This window comes from Clostridium sp. DL-VIII (assembly GCF_000230835.1).
In the GTDB taxonomy this organism is placed as follows: domain Bacteria; phylum Bacillota; class Clostridia; order Clostridiales; family Clostridiaceae; genus Clostridium.
Genome location: NZ_CM001240.1, coordinates 3,132,713 through 3,151,840, shown reverse-complemented (window position 1 = coordinate 3,151,840; position 19,128 = coordinate 3,132,713). Strand labels below are relative to the sequence as shown.

Genomic DNA, 19,128 nt, shown 5'->3' with positions numbered 1-19,128 from the left:
TGACTTGATAAAATTTCTTCACATTGGTATACTATTAGTATACAGGTATACTTGCAGTATACTTAATGTCAATTTCTTTGTCAATAGATGGGAGAGATGTTTTTTGAAGGAATTAACAAAACGAGAGCGTGAACAGTTTGAAAGAGAAGAAGCTATTGTTTCTACGGCTGAAGAATTATTTTGCGACCATGGATTTGAAAAGATATCTATGGACAATTTAGCTAAAGAATGTGAATTTACTAAAAGGACAATTTACAGATATTTTACGTGTAAGGAAGACTTATTCTTTGCTGTTGCATTAAGAGGTTATAAACGTCTTTTTGACATGATAAAAAATGAAAGTCAAAAAGGAAATACAGGCTTTGAAAAAATACGTTTATCTTACTATGCCTATTATGATTATTTTTGCAATTTTCCAAAACTGCTGCAATTAACAAATACATGCGGAGTTATAAAATCAAATTCTGAAGGTATAAACATCCCTTATCGTGAGAAATTCACAGATTTTGATAAAAGTTTATTTGAAGAACTAACTAAGATGTTTTATGAAGGGAAAACAGATGGAAGCATTCGTTCTGATTTAGAAATATCTACACTCGCCTTTTCCTCAATTTTTGTTGCTACAGGATTTTTTCAAATGCTTTCTTTATCAGGTAGCACCTATACAAATTATTTTGGTTTAGACAAGGAAGATTTTATTAAATTCACAATTGAAATGTTATTAGATTCTTTGAAACATAAGTAGTCTTCAGATTACTTATTACTCTATTTGAATTAACTAATGGTTATTGCCCTCCTCAAGCAATAACCCTTAGTTAATTTGTTATTTATTTTAATATCCTTTTTATATCAACATTATTATTTCGAGTAATTGAAAGTTTTACTTTTCCATTAGCATTGCTTCCTACAAGCTTAAATCTATACTCTCCTTTTGTTAACTTTATTGTTTTGTTTCCTTGGTCTGTTCCTTCTAATATATTTTCTATTTTCTTTTCTGGATTAACCAAAATCGCCTTAAAATCACCACTGTTAACTTTTGAATCATAATCTAATGTAATTTCCTCATTATCTGTTGATTTTAAAATCCAAACTGTATCAACACCAGAAAAGCCACCATATTGGAATTCTATATCATTATCAGAATAACTACTAATATTATATGTTGTATGAGTGTGATCCTCAGATTCTTGTGCAATTCTTTCATTATCATTATACATACTGCTATATATATCTTTTTTATTATTACTTGACCCGCAGCCGTTAATAGTGCTAATTAAAAATACTATACATATACCAAGTACAAATTTATTCCTTATGTTCAAGTTTAAGCCTCCCCTTTAATCTATCTTTATTAGATAATCAAGCCCCCTCCTTTAAGAAGGACTATTAAGAAGCATATTTTTTCTTCCAATTATCACACCATTGCTCATAACTTAACCCTGTTATCTCCTCTAGTGTTTTCCCATCTAATGAATAACATCCTCCTACAAAATCTCCATCTGGAAATGATGTTCCTCCAATAATTTGACCATCAGAAATTAGAACATAAACATTAGTGTTAACATTATAAATCTTTTCTAAAGGATGATTTTTAACTATAAAATTATATCCTATAATTTGTTTTCCAAAATACTTATCAGGTTCTACTCTCTGCACTCCCCATACTTCTGAATAATCTCCACTTGATCCCCAAAGCATATTTTTCTCCAAAATGTACTCACTTGTTTTTCCTCTGGAAGTAATAATTTTATATCCTTGATCTGCAAGGTAGTTCTCTGCTGTCTTTTCATCTTTTTCAGAATCTGCTGAAACGTTTTGTGTACTTTGAATCCATGCTCCATCGGAACCTATCTTATATCCATCTATAGTTGTATCGTGTTCCATATAGCCATCAGAATTGAAATAATACCATTTACCATCAATTTCTTTCCATCCTACTGTCCATGAATTTCCCTCTGTATTCCACCAACCGTTAGAATCTTGTTTCCACTTTGCATTTACTCCAACTGAATTTAATGTTAATACTGACATTACTAGTAATGAACTCGCTATCAATTTTAACTTTTTCATCTTACATTAGCCTCAATTCCATTTTTATTCCCATATCTATTTTTCCATTACATACAAATTATAACACATCTTGTAACTTCAGTATTGTTCGATTTTTAGAGAATATAGTATTTCTTTACTTATAAAAATTATATTCAAAAACTATACTGACATTACACCATCATTATAATTCCAGAACCATCATGTTCAGATGGTCCTTTTTCAAATCCAATTTTTTATAAAATACTTCTTTATTTTTAGCACTCATAACTTCCAAGCATATCTTACACCCTTTTGGTTTTTGTTTTTCAATATAGTTCTTTATTTCTTGTATCAATAAACTTCCAACGATTTAATTAAATCTGTAATCGTATTATATGTTCTTTTCCAGTCTTCAAAAGGTGTATCAATAATAATTTTATCAATAGGAAGTTGTTCTAAAATTTTTAATTCCACTTTCTGTCTTTCTTCAAGGCATGAAATATATCCATCAAATCCATTAAAACAATTTGCCTTTCCATAACCCTGTAACGTATTATAATCAATAACACTTTTCAGCCATTCATCATCACGTTCCATAGCAATTTCGGAAACTCTTTCTTTGACTTTAGAATTTTGTAAATAAATCACAACAGGATTTAAAGTCTTGATATATTCAAAAATATTTATTATGTATTTTTGAATATCTTCATAAGAGTAATTAAATCTCATCATCATTTCACATAATGGATTCTGTAAAAAACAACAATTAAAAACATAAATTCTATCTTCTGTATATGCCTGTTTTTCAAATTCGGCCCAATGATTTAGCATTACTGTTTTTTCTCTTTCCCATGGCAGACAATCATATATTTTAAAAGGAATTATTTTATCAAATAACTCCCTATTTAGCTTGAAAAGTGGTATAACTAAACCTGAATTTTCCTCGACTCCAATATTCTTGACTTGCTGTAATTCGGTATTACTCAATATTTGCAAATCATTACTTGTCATAAATGCATGAAATTCATAGTCAGCAGGATGTTCTAAAGCACTCTCATCATAGTATAAAGTAGCATGTCCTTGCTTTAAAAGAAAATCTGATACAAATCTACCTGTAGTACTTTTACCAGTGCAAGGTAATCCTTCTATTATAAATAACTTATTTTTCAATCAAAAATTCCTCCAATATTTAAATTTATTGTCTATCTTCTAATACATCCATCGTCTCCACCGCTTTTGTAATAATTTACTATAATGCGTTAATTATAACATATTTTATTAATACAATATGTTAGATTTTCAAACTGCATTATTATTAGCTAAACTTTTAATCATTGTAACTGACATTTGGATATTAAAAGTGTACTTTTGGAAAGTATTATATTTATTGGAAACTTTATTAGGATTAGTATGTACATATAGCCTGATGAAAATATATTTTCAGAACTTTAAAAACACCAAACAATATTGATAGGGGGATTTGTTTTTATGAAAAGAAAAGTTATTAAGTCATTTAATATGATCTTAGCATGTGTAACTGCTATTTCTATGTTCTTTATCACACCAAGCAATGTGTTTGCAGCGGAACAAACTACTTCAATTAATCTGGAAACCTCACAAGAAAAGCCATCATCTTTAAAAGATGCCACTTATTTAGGAGTTACCGATTCAGATAATGATCTTATTTCTTACAGGCTGCAGGTTACAATGAAAGACAGTAAAATAACTAAAGCAAATTTTTATATGTGCTTTGATGGGTGCGAATACACATCCGATACTACAGCCTACTTGTTAAACAACCAAATTATGGGCATGAAAAATCCTGTAAGAAGAGCAAGATATGAATCAATGAATAATACCTTTACTGATAATGCCTTAGCTGCAAAATCCTATAATGAAAATTTAATTGGTATTTCTAACCCTAGTGAATTACCTCAGCCTTCAACCAATAAAGAAGTATATGCCGCACTACAGGAAGCTTGGAAAAATATTATGGAAAATCAACTTATTGTTATTGAACATAGAGACGAAGCGCTAGGTGATAATAATAATGTTCTTCATGACTGGAACGAATATATTCCTAAATATGTACAAGATCATCAAAATTCAAAGGTACCTATGGTTATGGTGTTACACGCTGCAGGTAACAATATAGAACAAGCTGAAGGCTTAGGTTTTCCATATGTGGGAGCAAAGGCAAATTTTATAACTGTTATTCCAGCTTCAACTACACCTGGATTTTGGAGTGAACCAAATTCTAAATCAACTTCTTATAATGATGAAGAATTTCTACTTAAATTAATTAATGCTGTAGAAAAACATTATTCAATCGATACTCAAAAAATATATATGTCAGGAATATCACTTGGTGCAACAATGACTGCTGATATGGGCCTATTACATCCTGAAATTTTTTCGGGAATAGATGTAGTTGCAGGTGGGCCTTCATTAAACGCTGATACTGTTTCAAGCATTCAAAAAAGAGTGTCACAAAATTTGACACGTCTTCCGATAACATTTGGAGTTGGAACAGATGATGGTGTTAATTTCTTAAAGGCAGATAGTAATTCCAAACCTCAACTACGTACTGAATACGAGTCTTTTTTCAACACACTTAAGAAAATGAATAATATATCTTTAACAACTTTTGATGCTAATTATACATTCGGCTCTCCTCTTAAAAATAGCCAAACTCTTGAAAAGTACGGTTATAAAATTAATACTGGTGAATGGTATAGTAATGATAATTTACAAAAGACAGATTATATGATGATGTGTACAGTTAATGAAATGTGGCACAGTAATCCAAATCCATATTATGCTGAAATGTCATGGAACTATTTAAACAAATTCAGTAGAAAAGCTGATGGAACTTTAATTCAATTACCATCGTAATTATAAAATGCTTAATTCAACCACTACAAGAATGTAGTGGTTGAATTGTATCTTAATTAATTATTCTTAGTCTAAGTTTAAGATTGTTTCAGTTTTGTTTAGTTTTGTTAATTCAACACTTGTCCTCCATAAATCCTTCCTATTTTCTTTGTTATAGGAAAGCTCCGAAGATTTTATTTCCTTTGTACCTTGAAAATATTTACCTGTAACTTCGTTTAATTCAGGATTAATCACTAAAGATGCTAATGCTTTACCTGATTTGTCAGCAGTATTAGCATTTGGTCGAAATAAAGTAGTAACAGGGAGAATATAGTCACAAACAAATTTCATTAAAGGAGGAAAAGTTCGAGAAAACCCTGTACCTGGCATCTGTCCAGGATCAAAAGCATTTACTGTAATATTCTTATTAGTTTGCTTTTTTATTCTTTCAGCTAACTCATAAGTGCAGTATATATTACATAATTTTGAAGTAGTGTATCGACGTTGACCGATTAACATCATATTTTTATTTTCACTGGTTTCTTTAGGATAAGCTAATAATCTGCCATTCTCATATACAGGCTCAGCTATCCCTGTTTTTCGTAATGGGTCATGAGTTGCGCTACTAACAAAAACTATTCTACCTGAATTGATAATTTTTTCTGATAGCATATTAGCTAATAGAAAATGTCCAAGATGATTAGTTCCAAAGGTACTTTCAAAGCCATCCTTAGTATAATGAGTTTTATCAACCATGATTAATCCCGCATTGCAAACTAGCGCATATAGTGGTGGATAATCTGAATTTGAAAATTTGCTTACAAAATTTCTTACAGATTCTAAAGATGCAAGGTCAAGTTCCAAAGAAGTTATATTGTTATTATTCGTTTCCTTAATTAGTGAATTTACTGCTTCCTTTGCTTTAGCTGCATTACGGCAAGCTAGTATAACATTATTATTTTTATTGGCTTTAGCAATGTATTTAGCACATGCATAACCTAATCCTGAGTTCCCCCCAGTTATAATAATGGTTTTTTTATTTAAATTCATTTCAGTTAACATAATTACACTCCTTCTCTAAAAGTGGGATTAGTATATTTTGTTATTGACACCGTCAACTTAAATTCATTATAATCTAGAACATTGACAGTGTCAACATGATGTTGTAAAATTAATTATAAATATATTTGGAGGATACTATGAAAAGCATTAATGATACAAAACAAAAGCTAATTGATGTTACAAGACAAATGATTGATGTTAATGGTGTTGATTCAGTCAGTATGCGTGATCTTGGAAAAGAAATGAATTTATCTAGAAGTGCGGTTTATGTATATTTTAAAAATAAAGACGATTTACTTGCAGCCATTGTGACTGAAAACTTTGAAACGCTAAAAAATCGCCTTTGCAAATCAATTGAAGAAATAAACAATCCTAGAAAGCTTGTTTATGAAGTTTTATATACTTTTTATGATTACGGGATAAATAATCAAGAGCATTGTGAATTAATGTTCCGCAAACAATGGCCCAAAGATCAATATCCTAACCTACACATTTCAGCCGTTGAAGTATTTGGACTCATCTATAAATCTTTAGAAAAAGCTTATAAGCAAAAATGCACTATCAGTAAATCTCCGAAACAATTGACAGCAATGGCATCTGCATTTATTTACGGTCTGGTTGAGCTTAATTCTACTGGACATTTAGAACCTGAGAAAGGATTAGATGATCCAACTGGTTTAATTAATTCATTTTTAGATTTAATTTTTCTATAAGTTTATAAACTGGTACGCCCCAACATTCCCGTCAAGAGCTTATATGGTGAGGGCTATCCACTTTTAATTATTATATAAAAACTTTACTTATTCATGATAGGGTTTGCTATATCAGTAACAAGTGATATAACTTTTAATGTACCCTTTTTTAGTATTTCGTAGTATTTTGAGCATAAAAAATACCGCAAATCTATTCTCATTATAAAATACTGCGATATCCTAACTTATTATTAAATTTTCAGATATAATAACATGTAAAGCAACTCTACAAATTTTGAATTTATCGGTTATCACTCGATTATTAGTAACATATACTTAACTTTTATCTTTTTTAGGACTAACTACAATATAAGTGTTACTGTATAGTGGCATATATATATTCTTTATATTCCACATTATTTTAAAATCCTTATAATTTACTTTACGGTTACATATCCCTTTTTCATTGGTAATATTACTTAATTTTTCAATAGATTCTGCCATATAAAATCCATCTTCATCATATCCTGTTACAGGAACAAAATGACTTCCTTTTGAATTAGGACTTGGATGAATAAATACAATTACTGGCGCTCCATTATTTAAATCTTCTTTTAAATTATATATACTACCTTTTTTATATTTAGTTTTTAAATTATGCTTTCTTAAAACAATTCGAATTCCAAGTGGTGTGACACCACCTGGAACTTTACAGGGAAAATGTTGATACAATGTATTGCCATCAGAATTAATGTTAAAATGTCTTAAAACATATGCAGTGGCAAAAGCAGCACATTTATTTCCATGTTGAAAATCAATCCTATTTTTCATATTAATGCTGAACTTTAGTGGAATTTCCCTCCTCTTTTTTAACTGTAGTATCGGAACAGACATAATTAATGCATCAATTACTATAATCCAAAATATTGTTATAATAACATATTTCAGGAAATTAAGAATTTCAATATTAAAACTCATACCAAACCTCCCAAGTATCACATAAAGTATTTATTATGTTGCTTTACAAAGTACAATTTATCCTTTGGTTAATTATAGCACATTTGTAAATATCACACTATTTTGTTTTCAAAGAACATATTTTTTATTTACTGAGTCAAATCTACAAATTATCCATTACTTTTTTCCTACTACAATACCAATGAATGCTCCCAAAAAAGCACCTACTGCTATGCCTATACCAACTTTATTAAAGACTACACCTAATCCAGCACCTATTGTCAGGCCAATTATTATATATTTTTTGTTGTTTTTATTGCTGTTATTTTGTGTCAATGCTTTCACATCCCTTGTTTATATATAATACAATTATTAAAAAATTTCCTAGATATCAAAAAAGTCCTTGTAAACGCCGAAAAATCGGCATTTTCAAGAACTTTAAATCAATTTCCATTTCTTATATCTTTTAACAGTCCTTCAAACCACTCTACATTTACTAAATGATGAGAATGCGAATTTTCCATCATTTTCCTAAAATAAGTATGAAGAGTGTCATCATGCTCAAGCGATTGTTCTAATAAAGAAATTTTCTTTTTAGTTTGTTCAATTTGTATTTCTACTAGTTTTATTAAATCCTCACTTTTATATTCATTAGCAAATAACATTGCTGCATAAAAGGATAGATTTATATAATCAGTCTTAGAACCATATTTATACATTAATTTTTCAAATTCCTTCTCTCCTAGTTCAGTGATGATATAATTATTCGTTTCTCTAGTAGTATCTGATTGGTTAATTTTTTTAATATATTGTTTTTCTTCTAATTGTTGAAGATTGTAGTAGAATGAACCTTTAGTGAAACTTACTATATATTTATAGTGCCTCTCTTCCATTAAGGCTAATAATTCATATCCGTAAGAACCTGGATTTTGTTTTAACAGCCCTAAAATTAGTAATGGTATCAAAAAAACATCTCCTTTATGCTCTTCATCGAAATTATATTAACGGTTATTTCATAATTATAGGGTTTAATCATTGTTAGTTTGCATTACTTGAGATACAAATTCCTCATATGATATTTTTCCTAATGCAAAATCCATACTTTTCATATATATCTTTTCTGTTTTGGTATGTGTTCTAGCATTATCTAAATTTAGCAGCTCATTTTCATTAATTAATGGCTCCAATACATGCTGCCTATTAGAAAAGGCTTTAAAATACCGTAAACCAAATTTTCTTTGAGAAATTGCATTAATATGAATACCATCAGGATTAGAAGTTAAACCTGATGCTGTGACAAAGTAACAATTATCTTGTTCAAAAGCAAATTTTTGTAACTCTTCATTAATTAATTTATATTCAGTACAACTTTTTCCAAATCCTTCTTTGCCTAAAAAATCTCCTAATCCCCCAATGATAATTGGAATATCTGGAGCATTTAATTCTTTTCTAAAAGCCTCAATAATTAAAAGTAATTTTTTATAATATACTTTGTAGTTACCATTAAGGCTATCACTTTCTCCTTGGTGCCATAAAATTCCTGTGAGCTCACTACTTTGCATAGCAAATTTAGCTTCTGTTATGGCATGTCTAAAAAGCACTTCATCTACAGCCCACTCATCTAGTGTACTTCCACCTTCAGCACAAGGAATTAAACCAATTGTATCTTCTCCATTTTGACGACACCATGCATCTGAAAATGAACCAGCAAGACTTATTCCTGAAACAGGACGGTCATAATTAATGGGCTCCGTCATCATCTGCCATCTACCATTCCTAAGCATTTGTATTCTCTCATTATAAATTGGTGGCACCTCATGAATAAACCCGCGCCCAGCCATATTTGATTGTCCTACCATTAAAAACGATTTAATCATTTTTTTCATCCTCTCTTTATCTTTACTAAGAAATTCTTCTGATTCTTAATAAATGTTAAGTATTTACTTTGTTTATATATTAGTTATTCTTAATATATTTACCACTAGTCTAATTAGACTAACTTCTCTTAAATATTATAGTCTAATTAGACTAATTGTCAACTATAACTTTTTTCTTAGCCTTTATACTTGGTCTTGATTTATTATTTGCTTTTATTCAAAATATAAAACTTGAATTTGAAAAAGAGTGAACAAAATCGCAAGCGACTAAAGAATAAAAAAAATCGCAAATTCCTTTGAATAATGCGACTTTAAAATCTGTTATTTATTTTTATTGATTAATAATGATATTGTGTGTTTGAAATTTACCTAACTAGATTTTCTCCATCCTTAAATGCTCTCAAAGATAGTTCCTTAAACTGCTCTAAATTAGAATCATACCTCTCAAGCTTTTCTGAATGAAAATTCGTAGTTCCACAGCAAACAATACTATCTTCTAGTTCCCAACCATATGCTACAAACATACTATTAATAACTTTAATGTTCTCTGCACCCATTTCAGGATTTGGACTACCTTTAGTAAATACCGATATTACCTTTTTGCCGGGATGTCTCGGTGCAAAATCATCTCCAACCATTGGGAATGTACGATCTAGCCAATTTTTTGCTTGACCTGTAATCTGATAATAATAGATTGGAGAACCAAATACAATAGCATCTGCCTCAGTAATGGCCTTATACATTGGCTGTAAATAATCTTTAATCGCACAACCATCATGTGTACGGCAATAAAAGCAGCTTTGACAACCACGAATTCCAGAATCATTTAAATCAAATTCAATTATTTCGGCACCTTTAGATTTTGCTCCTTTTGCTACTTGTTCTAACAATTTTGTGGTATACCCATTTTTTCTTGGACTACCGTTGAAAATAACAACCTTTGACATTTTACATCTCTCCTTCTAATAATCACTTTTAATTTTGTGTAAGAATAGTACAAAGCTCAGGCAAACGATCAAGCATTTCGAAAGTATCAATAGGATTCCAGTAGTCGCGTAAAGTTATGATTTCACAATTACGAACCTCAACAACTTGAAGATAACTTCTCTGAAAAGGCTTGCTATTAGCCGTAACTTCACCATACATGTCATACTCAGCTATAATAATTTCAGGATTGCTTATCTCATGTATTATCATGGATTTATATCCTATTGGCTTTAAAAGTGTAGCTGGCATAGTCGCAAGATAAGAGCGGATATTCTCTCGCCCTGAATTAACCTCATTGATTTTTGAATATGAAACGGCAATTCCAATATACCATCACTTGCAAATAAGTTAGAAAAACTGCTCAAGTCCTTATTTAGAAACATAGTTTGGGCAAGTTCAAATATTTCCCTTGGACTTTTGATATTTTTATTTTCTTCATTCATAACAAACACCGGCTTTTAATATTAATTTACCAAAACGGAACTTAAGCTCCGCTTATAGTAAATATTATACGGAATCATGATTCCATTGTCAATATTCAAATTTTAAAGTAAAATAAAAAAAGGAACGTCAATTCCTATAATTTGAATTGCTCGACAGGCTGGTGTAGGCATTGGTACAGTATACCGCCATTTCTCGAGCAAAGAAGCATTGTTTGAGGCAGTGAGAATGTTAGTTATGCGTCTTCTGTTTGCTATAGATCAGCGTAAAGGTGATTTGGATATTGAACGATTCAATAAATTAATGTCCATTGTTATTGATGGACTTCGTTATAAAGATATCAATAATAAGTCAAAGTGAATATAGGTGTTATTCAACATCTTTTAAGATCTACATAATTCTTTCTTATTTGGGTATTAATCTGGTCAAAAAACACTGATTTTATATTTTACATATAAAATCAGTGTTTCTTCGTTTTAAACCATTATTTTCTTAAAATCTTATCCATGGCTTTTCCCTTTGCTAATTCATTGATTAGCTTATCCAAATAACGAATTTCCTGCATAATTATTTTGAAATAACTTCTATCCCCTCTTCAGTTACAAGAACTGTATGTTCCCATTGTGCTGAAAGAGAACCATCAGAAGTCAATACAGTCCATCCATCTTTTTTATCTATAAATATTTCATGACTTCCGGCATTTATCATTGGCTCAATTGTAAATACCATTCCAGGCACTAAAACCATATCTGTTCCTCTTCTTCCATAATGAAAAACAAATGGTTCTTCATGAATATCTAACCCAACTCCATGTCCTCCAAATTCTCTAACTACTGAATACCCATTACTTTCAGCATGTTCCTGAATTACTGCTCCAATATCTCCTAAAAATCCCCAAGGTTTAACTGCTTCCAATCCTTTATTAAGGCATTCTTTAGTTACTCTAACTAACCTTTCAGCTTCTTCATTTACTTCTCCAATCATAAACATCCTTGATGCATCTGAATAATACCCGTTAAGAATAGTTGTTGCATCTACATTTACAATATCCCCACTTTTAATGATAACATCTTTACTTGGTATTCCATGGCATACTACATTGTTTATTGATACACAAATACTTTTAGGGTATCCATCATAATTAAGCGTTGCTGGAATTCCACCCTTTGATATTGTATAATCATATGCTAATTTATCTATTTCCTCTGTTGTCATGCCTTCTTTAATGTTCTCACTAATTAAGTCTAAAAGACCATTATTAATTTCCGCACTCTTTCTTATTCCTTCAATTTGCTCTTTTGTTTTTATAAGCTTTTTCGTTGGTACTATACATCCTTTTCTTTTTAAGTCACTTAATTTTTTATCAAATTCTAAATGACAATTTTTATATTTAAGTCCACTTTTACACCAACATAAATCATTTCTGTTTAATATCATTATATTACTCCTTATCTTGACTATTTAATTGATCCTCCATGAAAATAACATTCATAAACTTTAGTATCATCAAAATATATTTCCTCATACCCTTGAAACCACTTAAATTCTCCATTTATAATGCAATGATATTTATACTGTCCATTTTGATAAATAATAGGGCCTCTATATGGATTATCCTTAGTCACTAAACTCAAAGCTTCCTTTAAAAAACCGCCTGAAAATCTTTCATCCAAAACTCTTCCAGTATAATTCATTGCCCAAACTGGGATATCATCCTGCCATAAACCTTCTTCTCCTGAAAATCTTTCTGTGCCCAAATAAGTATCAATATATTTTAAGTTGCCCTCTACATATTCTAAGTCATGAGAATTTGGTCTTGAGGGTTTACCTTCTGGCCCTTTTCCAGCATATGTTGATTTTTTAGCCCTGCATAAAAAATCAATTATACTTTCATTTATACATTTAATTTTATTTTCTTCTATGGACAAGCGGCAATTTTCTTCATAATCATTAACTAATTTATCAATGCTTACCTTAAACAAATCACTTAATGCAATTAATCTAGCTATATCAGGATAAGACTGTCCTACTTCCCATTTTGCAACTGCTTGCCTTGATATACCTAAAAATTCAGCTAATTTTTCCTGCGATAGACCTTTCGCTTTTCTAAGTGTTTGCAATTGTTCTTGAAAACTCATAGTTTAATCCCTCCTAATATTAGTATACTGATATTATTATCATGTTTCTACCACTTAAATATAACAAAGTTGACAACCAAAAGTTGCTTTCATCAAGAAAGAGAACCTCCTCCATCTGGATTTGGTTCTTCAACCTCACCTTTATTATCTATGTTGACATTTAAAGTATTAAATTGTAATTTCCGTGCATAATTCAATAGGTCTTAGTGGTTACTGCCGTCACCAACCTCTTTGTCATAGCAGTCAAAATTATTTTAAGCTCTTATATACTAATTTTCCATTGTTGTCCATAATAGCTATAAATCCATCTTTAATTTGAATAAGCTTCCCTTCGTATTTAACTTCTTTACCATTTGCAAAATTTCTTACCTCTCCCTTAAGATTGTCGTTAATTAATATTTCGCTTTCATCGCTAAAGTACAAATCATTTTTATCTACACCCGAATCAAGTGTTACTTTATTCCAAGTAGATGGATCTTCATCAACTTTACCATAAATTATACTTGATATTTTGTCTTCATTAATCTCACCCATATATATTACATCATTTTTATCAATGCCTAAAAGTGCTAATTTCTTACTTGAACTAAATATCAATTGTTTATTAGGACTTGTAATAAAGAATTTATCATTTGCCTTATCTTCGTATATTAATCTATCCTCATGCGGTATTACTTGCATATTACCTAAACTATTAGCTTTGATATCTACATTTGTAAGATCATCATTTCTATCTATCCTATAGACTATATTTCCTGAATGTTCATTATTTATAACTATATAAAACACATTAGTAAGTACTGATGTTGTCATATTGTTTACTACCATATTCTTTTCATACTTGCAGATTTCTTTTACTAAGGTTTTAGAAGTATTTGCAGGATTATATGTTATAAGTTGAACTTTTTCTTTTCCATCTTTTTTTATATTTTCAACTATTGCAATTAAGTCTCTACCTGCTAGCCATTTATAGTACATAATCTCTTCATTATTTTCAGTATTAATTTCACTTACTACTCCTGTTTTAGTATCTTGAATATATAAACTTTTTTCATTAATATATGTTAAGTATTTTCCTTCATAAGATAAATCAACATTCTCTGCATTACTTGGAATAGTTGCATTGATACCGTTTGTAAGATCTTTTTTAATTTCAATCTTTTTACTATTAAATTCTGATGAATTTGTAAACACAAAATTATTTAATATGTATAACGAACCAACTTCTAATATTAAAGCTAATATTGCCCAAATAATTATTTTTTTCATTCTGTTTTAAATCTCCTTAACTTTACTTAACAATGACTGCTGTTGGAATTGTTCTTTCGCCCATACTATTTGATAGTGTATTCCTAACTTCTCCATCATAATATAGTGTTGTAGATTTTCCACCATCCAAGTTAATCGCATTAATAGCGCCTAGCTTATGCATTACTTCCTGTACTTCTTTATATGTTGCTCCTAAACTAGTTAAACTTCGGCCATCTATAACCATAAGAATTATTGCACCATCTTCTCGCTGGCCAATTGCTGTTCTTGGAGCTACTCCTCCATCTACTGTAATATTACTCTCTTTTCCATTTACAATAAGTGTAGGTCCGAAGCTCAATGCTTCTTGAATGCCTAATTCTTTAAGTTGATTTTCTGAATACTTACCGACAATTAATACTCCATCCTTTGTTATTCCAAACAAATCTGTTTTACCATTCTTATCTAAACTATTCCATACTTCTTTTCCATCACTCATTACAATCCCATCTGGAAATGCCCCTGTACCTGTCCACGTAACTGAAGACTTGTCTACAAATGCGCCTCCATTAACAGCTGCAATCGCATCATTATTTTGGGCAATTTGAGATGTTGTTTCACCTTCTGTTTGCAATTTTGAACTAACACCTATTTTTACCCTTGTTGGATCCTTTATTACAAGATAGTATCCCTTATACTTAGGATTATCAGCTATCTCGTAAAATTCAATACTATCATCTTTAATCTTAGGTATCTTAACGTTGCTAATGTTAGTAGTTTCATTTTCTGCGCCAGATGATGATTTCCCTATAATACTGTTTATTTTCTCCTCTGATAAAAACAATGTAGCCAAATATTGAGTATTCATTGTACCCATTGCTGATCCAACAAATGTTCTTTTTGCATTTTCAAAAGGTCCATATAAAAGTAAAAAAGGAAATGTGCATACAATAAAAATAAGCTCAAATATCATAAAAGAAAGCAGGCTAGTAAAGCGTGATTTCTTCTTGTTTTTTATATTGCGATTTACTTTTGATGTTAGCTTTACATACTTTTTTTTATGTATTCCATATTTATTCATAACTAAGTATCCTTTCTACAAAATACACGTATACTTTTAGTTTATTACAAGTTAAGCAAATCAAGATAAAATGTAAACAAATACGAAGAGCTAATATAACAAAAGCGCTCTATTTAACATTATGCAATCTAATATAATTCAAAGAGATATTCTGAGTCTATTTTATTAATTTCACTATTAGATGAATCATCTTGTTGTTTATTTATTTCAACTCCAGTAATAAATTTATTATGGTCAGGGCTAAAAATAAAGTGCCTTGCTGTATTACATCCATTGTCTTCTTTATTTTTAAATATTTTATCTTTAATAACTATCTTATTTCCTTCTAGCTTTCCATACATTGCTATATTTTTATTTCTCTCTTTTCCTTCACCAAGATATGTAAACACAACAAACTCATTTTTTAAATCAACTGCATCGATTGACAAATTCTTACTTTCAAAATTCACATCATATTTAGTTATATCTTTATTGTCAAAATCTAACTTGTACCACCTTTCACTAACATTGCCGCTTTTATTTTTTTCAACACACTCAACTAATAACGTTCCATCTTCAAACACCTTTTCAATTTTGGGTTCACTTAATTTCATTGATGACTTCTCTCCAGTTTCTAAATTCAACTTAGTTATTTGACCTAACTCTTGTATGAAGATATTCTTACCTGTTAAATCAGTTTTGCAATTAAGTCCCCCGCCATAAAAACTTGATTCAATAGTATATTTTTTATTTTCATTATAATTTAATATTGTATACTCAGCTGTCCCTTCTGTCTCTTTTATATCATTAGATGGCTTATAATTCACTTTATTAGCATAAGATATATAATCTCGATTTATCAATTTTAAATGAGTTTGAGATAATACATCTTCCTTATTTTTTAGAGATTCCATATCTGAAATTTTATCTTCAAATTCTTTACTAAAGTCAAGTACTTCCTTAAGCTTTTCTTCCTTAGCATCATATATAAACGCTTTATTATCACTTCCAAGCAGCACAACACCACTCTCATCAAATCCATATACCCTAGTTATGCTACTATCATTTAATAATTCCGTACTCTCTTCGCTCTCCAAATTATAACTACTTAAAATAATATTTTTATCTTCCATACTAAATGCATCGCTGTTAATTATTAAAATATTCTCGTCATCAATCCAAAACAATATTATCTTGTTATCTAGGCCCTCTAATTTCTTTTGTAATGCTGGTTCACTTCTAATTTTATTGTCCTCTGTTTTAGCTAAAATATCATTTTTAACATTTTCTGAAATCTTAATTTCTTTTGTATTAGTGCATCCACTTAATATTGTAGTTGCAGTAATTAACCCAATAAGAGTTGTTTTTGTCATATATTTCACTGTAGTTCCTCCTAATACATTTAGGATTTTAAAAAATTATCTAAATATTTTACTTTATAATTAATATCCCTAACATGCAATATAAACTAAAATATACAGTATTTAATTTTAAAATGTTTCTTACACTCATATTACGCTGCAAATGTTTCAAAGTATGCATAAGTTGTTACAAACATGTTAACTTTACAATGACCTTTACTATATTATCTAAAATCTTTATTCTTATTTCTCCATTATGTTCTTCTACAATTAGCTTACATATATATAATCCTAATCCGTTTCCCTCCATGTCATTGGCATTCTCTCCCCTTATAAATGGTTCGAATGCTTTTGCTTCAAAATCTGAATTCAGATTACGGCTTTTATTGGAAATTATCACGTTATAAAAGCCACTCTCTTTATAGCCTGCAATATCCATATCTCCATTTTCAATTGAATATTTATATGCATTTTCAAGTAAATTTATTAAAATACTTTTTATATCATCATATATACCAAGAATGTTCCCTTCTTCAATATTAACTTTAACTTTTATACAATTGTTATTTCTAATCCTCATTTCATCTGAAATTTCATTTAACATTTTCCCTATATTAAATTCGCTTTTTTCCCTGCTTAAAATCTGGCCTCTTGATACTTCTAATATGCTTGAAATCATGCTATTTAATTTATCACTTTCCTTTTCAATCGAATTTATTGCCTGCTTTCTAAATTTTTCATTATGAAAATTAGTTTGTAAAAGTTCCGCATATCCAGATATTGAAGTCAGTGGAGTTTTTAATTCATGAGTAATGTTGCAGAAAAAATCTCTCCTAGTTTTTTCTAAGTGATGCGTTAGTTCTATCTGCTTTTTAATCTTTCTTCTCATTTTATTGTATTCATAAGCAAGATCACTGATTTCATCTTTATTTGCATGTTCTAATACCTCATACCCATAATTACCATTGTATATTTCCCTAACTCCTTTTAATAGATTTTCAATAGGCCTTGTTGATTCTCTCATTATAAGATAAGTTAATATTAAAATTATAAGAAAGAAAAAGCTCTCTACTAATGTAAAGAGTAAATATATGTTTCTATTATTTGTTATTATCTCTTTGTAATCTCTAATAATTTCAACAATTCCAATAAATTCGTTGTTTGAATAAAACGGATATGCAAAATATCCTTTATAATCATTATTTTCGTCACTAAAATATATATACGCCTTATTTTCCTTCGCCTTATCAATATGCTCACTAATTTTTTTGTTAACTTCACCCTTTACATTTTGGTATTGAAGTTGTCCTTTATCATCATAAATACCTATTGTTGAATTATTATTTTCTGATAAACTTATTGCTATTTTAGCGCTATTACTTATTAAAGTTTCTCTATCCAAACTTTTACTATTTACCATAAAGTATTCATTAATAAAATTTATAGAATTATTTTGCTGCATAACCATATCATTTTTTATAGTACTATTACTACTATAATCAATAATATTTTTTACCACTATATTTAAAGTAACACCACCTAAAACTAACAAAGCTCCAACTCTTATGGTTATTTTAGTTCTTAGTTTCTTATTTTTCATATTGCTACCTCATCTTATATCCAACACCAAATACTGTTTCTATGTACTTATTTTGAGCATCTTCAAGCTTAGCTCTAAGTCTTCTAACATGTACATCTACGGTCCTAAGTTCTCCAAAATAATCATAACTCCATATTTTATCTAGGAGCTCTTCTCTTGAGAAGACCTTCCCTTTATTTGTTGCTAGTAAATATAGAAGCTCATACTCCTTAGGCCTTAAACCTATTTCTATACCATTCTTAATTACAGTTCGTCCATCTTCATCTATGTATATATCTTTTCCTATTTCTATTAAATTCTTTTCTTTTTCTAATTTTATTACCTTCTCTATTCTTTGGAGCGACTTATTAACTCTTGCAATTACCTCTTTTATATGAAAAGGCTTAGTAATATAATCATCAGCACCTATTTCTAACCCCAACACCTTATCAACAATATCATTTTTAGCCGTAACCATAATTACTGGTATGTCTCTTTCTTGCTGAATTTTTTTGCATACCTCAAATCCATTTATATCAGGCAGCATTAAATCTAAAAGTACTAAGTTAGGTTTAATTTCACTATTTTTCTTTAAAGCTTCCGTTCCATTTTTCCCACTCTCCACCTTAAATCCCTCTGCTTCAAGAGCAAAAATCAGCATTTCCCTTATACTTTTATCATCTTCAACAACTAATATTTTGTTATTCTCCATCTTTTCACCTCATGTCTAAATTATATTTCTATTTTACCATTAATTTAATATAAAGGTATTTATATCTAGAATAAACTTGTAAATTATATGTAAATATTGGTATTAAATA

21 protein-coding genes and 1 pseudogene are annotated in these 19,128 nt (G+C 29.6%); 4 read left to right on the top strand and 18 right to left on the bottom strand.

Annotated features, from left to right (window positions below; all coding sequences use genetic code 11):
• The first annotated feature begins 103 nt into the window (after window positions 1-103).
• Window positions 104-745: a TetR/AcrR family transcriptional regulator gene (locus CDLVIII_RS14425; RefSeq protein WP_009170181.1), complete on the top strand. Its 642-nt coding sequence runs from the start codon at window positions 104-106 to the stop codon at window positions 743-745.
• Between the two features lie 82 nt (window positions 746-827).
• Here CDLVIII_RS14425 and CDLVIII_RS14420 read toward each other — a convergent pair whose 3' ends face one another.
• From CDLVIII_RS14420 to CDLVIII_RS14410, 3 genes are all read right to left on the bottom strand, one after another.
• Window positions 828-1,322 (bottom strand): hypothetical protein, encoded by a 495-nt coding sequence (locus tag CDLVIII_RS14420; RefSeq protein WP_009170180.1) that lies wholly within the window; start codon window positions 1,320-1,322, stop codon window positions 828-830.
• A gap of 64 nt (window positions 1,323-1,386) precedes the next feature.
• Window positions 1,387-2,070 (bottom strand): cell wall-binding repeat-containing protein, encoded by a 684-nt coding sequence (locus CDLVIII_RS14415; protein WP_009170179.1) that lies wholly within the window; start codon window positions 2,068-2,070, stop codon window positions 1,387-1,389.
• Between the two features lie 312 nt (window positions 2,071-2,382).
• Window positions 2,383-3,201, bottom strand: a complete 819-nt coding sequence (locus tag CDLVIII_RS14410; protein ID WP_009170178.1) for a hypothetical protein — start codon at window positions 3,199-3,201, stop codon at window positions 2,383-2,385.
• Between the two features lie 318 nt (window positions 3,202-3,519).
• Between CDLVIII_RS14410 and CDLVIII_RS14405 the strand changes: the two genes are divergently transcribed.
• The gene (locus tag CDLVIII_RS14405) at window positions 3,520-4,926 is read left to right on the top strand and encodes a PHB depolymerase family esterase (RefSeq protein WP_009170177.1); all 1,407 of its coding nucleotides are present in this window, start codon (window positions 3,520-3,522) and stop codon (window positions 4,924-4,926) included.
• A 66-nt stretch (window positions 4,927-4,992) separates the two neighbouring features.
• On the opposite strand, the gene CDLVIII_RS14400 is transcribed toward CDLVIII_RS14405, so the two are convergent.
• Window positions 4,993-5,967, bottom strand: coding sequence for an SDR family NAD(P)-dependent oxidoreductase (locus CDLVIII_RS14400; protein ID WP_009170176.1), 975 nt, complete (start codon window positions 5,965-5,967; stop codon window positions 4,993-4,995).
• Window positions 5,968-6,104: 137 nt separating this feature from the next.
• Here CDLVIII_RS14400 and CDLVIII_RS14395 point away from each other — a divergent pair, with 137 nt between their 5' ends.
• On the top strand, window positions 6,105-6,680 hold the full coding sequence (locus CDLVIII_RS14395) for a TetR/AcrR family transcriptional regulator (RefSeq protein WP_009170175.1): 576 nt from the start codon (window positions 6,105-6,107) through the stop codon (window positions 6,678-6,680).
• A gap of 315 nt (window positions 6,681-6,995) precedes the next feature.
• Here the strand turns inward: CDLVIII_RS14395 and CDLVIII_RS14390 are convergent, their stop codons facing one another.
• From CDLVIII_RS14390 to CDLVIII_RS14370, 6 genes are all read right to left on the bottom strand, one after another.
• The gene (locus tag CDLVIII_RS14390) at window positions 6,996-7,637 is read right to left on the bottom strand and encodes a C39 family peptidase (RefSeq protein ID WP_009170174.1); all 642 of its coding nucleotides are present in this window, start codon (window positions 7,635-7,637) and stop codon (window positions 6,996-6,998) included.
• A 156-nt stretch (window positions 7,638-7,793) separates the two neighbouring features.
• Window positions 7,794-7,952 carry a hypothetical protein gene (locus CDLVIII_RS31310; protein WP_009170173.1) on the bottom strand — a complete coding sequence of 53 codons (159 nt, stop codon included), beginning with the start codon at window positions 7,950-7,952 and terminating at the stop codon, window positions 7,794-7,796.
• A gap of 107 nt (window positions 7,953-8,059) precedes the next feature.
• Entirely contained in the window at window positions 8,060-8,581 is a 522-nt protein-coding gene (locus tag CDLVIII_RS14385) for a helix-turn-helix transcriptional regulator (RefSeq protein WP_009170172.1), read from the bottom strand.
• Between the two features lie 63 nt (window positions 8,582-8,644).
• Window positions 8,645-9,493 (bottom strand): sialate O-acetylesterase, encoded by an 849-nt coding sequence (locus CDLVIII_RS14380; RefSeq protein ID WP_009170171.1) that lies wholly within the window; start codon window positions 9,491-9,493, stop codon window positions 8,645-8,647.
• A 365-nt stretch (window positions 9,494-9,858) separates the two neighbouring features.
• Entirely contained in the window at window positions 9,859-10,440 is a 582-nt protein-coding gene (locus tag CDLVIII_RS14375) for a flavodoxin family protein (protein WP_009170170.1), read from the bottom strand.
• Window positions 10,441-10,468: 28 nt separating this feature from the next.
• Window positions 10,469-10,729: a hypothetical protein gene (locus CDLVIII_RS14370; RefSeq protein ID WP_186005574.1), complete on the bottom strand. Its 261-nt coding sequence runs from the start codon at window positions 10,727-10,729 to the stop codon at window positions 10,469-10,471.
• 420 nt (window positions 10,730-11,149) lie between these two features.
• Here CDLVIII_RS14370 and CDLVIII_RS32565 point away from each other — a divergent pair, with 420 nt between their 5' ends.
• Window positions 11,150-11,281 (top strand): hypothetical protein, encoded by a 132-nt coding sequence (locus tag CDLVIII_RS32565; protein WP_278245925.1) that lies wholly within the window; start codon window positions 11,150-11,152, stop codon window positions 11,279-11,281.
• A gap of 124 nt (window positions 11,282-11,405) precedes the next feature.
• Here the strand turns inward: CDLVIII_RS32565 and CDLVIII_RS31305 are convergent.
• From CDLVIII_RS31305 to CDLVIII_RS14335, 8 genes and pseudogenes are all read right to left on the bottom strand, one after another.
• A pseudogene (locus CDLVIII_RS31305) lies at window positions 11,406-11,486 on the bottom strand (DUF2200 family protein); the annotation flags it as partial.
• Between the two features lie 2 nt (window positions 11,487-11,488).
• Entirely contained in the window at window positions 11,489-12,358 is an 870-nt protein-coding gene (locus CDLVIII_RS14365) for a methionyl aminopeptidase (protein WP_009170168.1), read from the bottom strand.
• 20 nt (window positions 12,359-12,378) lie between these two features.
• Window positions 12,379-13,059 (bottom strand): DUF5680 domain-containing protein, encoded by a 681-nt coding sequence (locus tag CDLVIII_RS14360; RefSeq protein ID WP_009170167.1) that lies wholly within the window; start codon window positions 13,057-13,059, stop codon window positions 12,379-12,381.
• Window positions 13,060-13,308: 249 nt separating this feature from the next.
• Window positions 13,309-14,328 carry a hypothetical protein gene (locus CDLVIII_RS14355; protein ID WP_009170166.1) on the bottom strand — a complete coding sequence of 340 codons (1,020 nt, stop codon included), beginning with the start codon at window positions 14,326-14,328 and terminating at the stop codon, window positions 13,309-13,311.
• A gap of 22 nt (window positions 14,329-14,350) precedes the next feature.
• Window positions 14,351-15,388: a phosphodiester glycosidase family protein gene (locus tag CDLVIII_RS14350; RefSeq protein WP_009170165.1), complete on the bottom strand. Its 1,038-nt coding sequence runs from the start codon at window positions 15,386-15,388 to the stop codon at window positions 14,351-14,353.
• Window positions 15,389-15,516: 128 nt separating this feature from the next.
• Window positions 15,517-16,740, bottom strand: coding sequence for a hypothetical protein (locus CDLVIII_RS14345; RefSeq protein ID WP_242835992.1), 1,224 nt, complete (start codon window positions 16,738-16,740; stop codon window positions 15,517-15,519).
• Window positions 16,741-16,915: 175 nt separating this feature from the next.
• Window positions 16,916-18,328 (bottom strand): HAMP domain-containing sensor histidine kinase, encoded by a 1,413-nt coding sequence (locus CDLVIII_RS14340; protein WP_009170163.1) that lies wholly within the window; start codon window positions 18,326-18,328, stop codon window positions 16,916-16,918.
• 4 nt (window positions 18,329-18,332) lie between these two features.
• The gene (locus CDLVIII_RS14335) at window positions 18,333-19,019 is read right to left on the bottom strand and encodes a response regulator transcription factor (RefSeq protein ID WP_009170162.1); all 687 of its coding nucleotides are present in this window, start codon (window positions 19,017-19,019) and stop codon (window positions 18,333-18,335) included.
• Window positions 19,020-19,128: the final 109 nt, after the last annotated feature.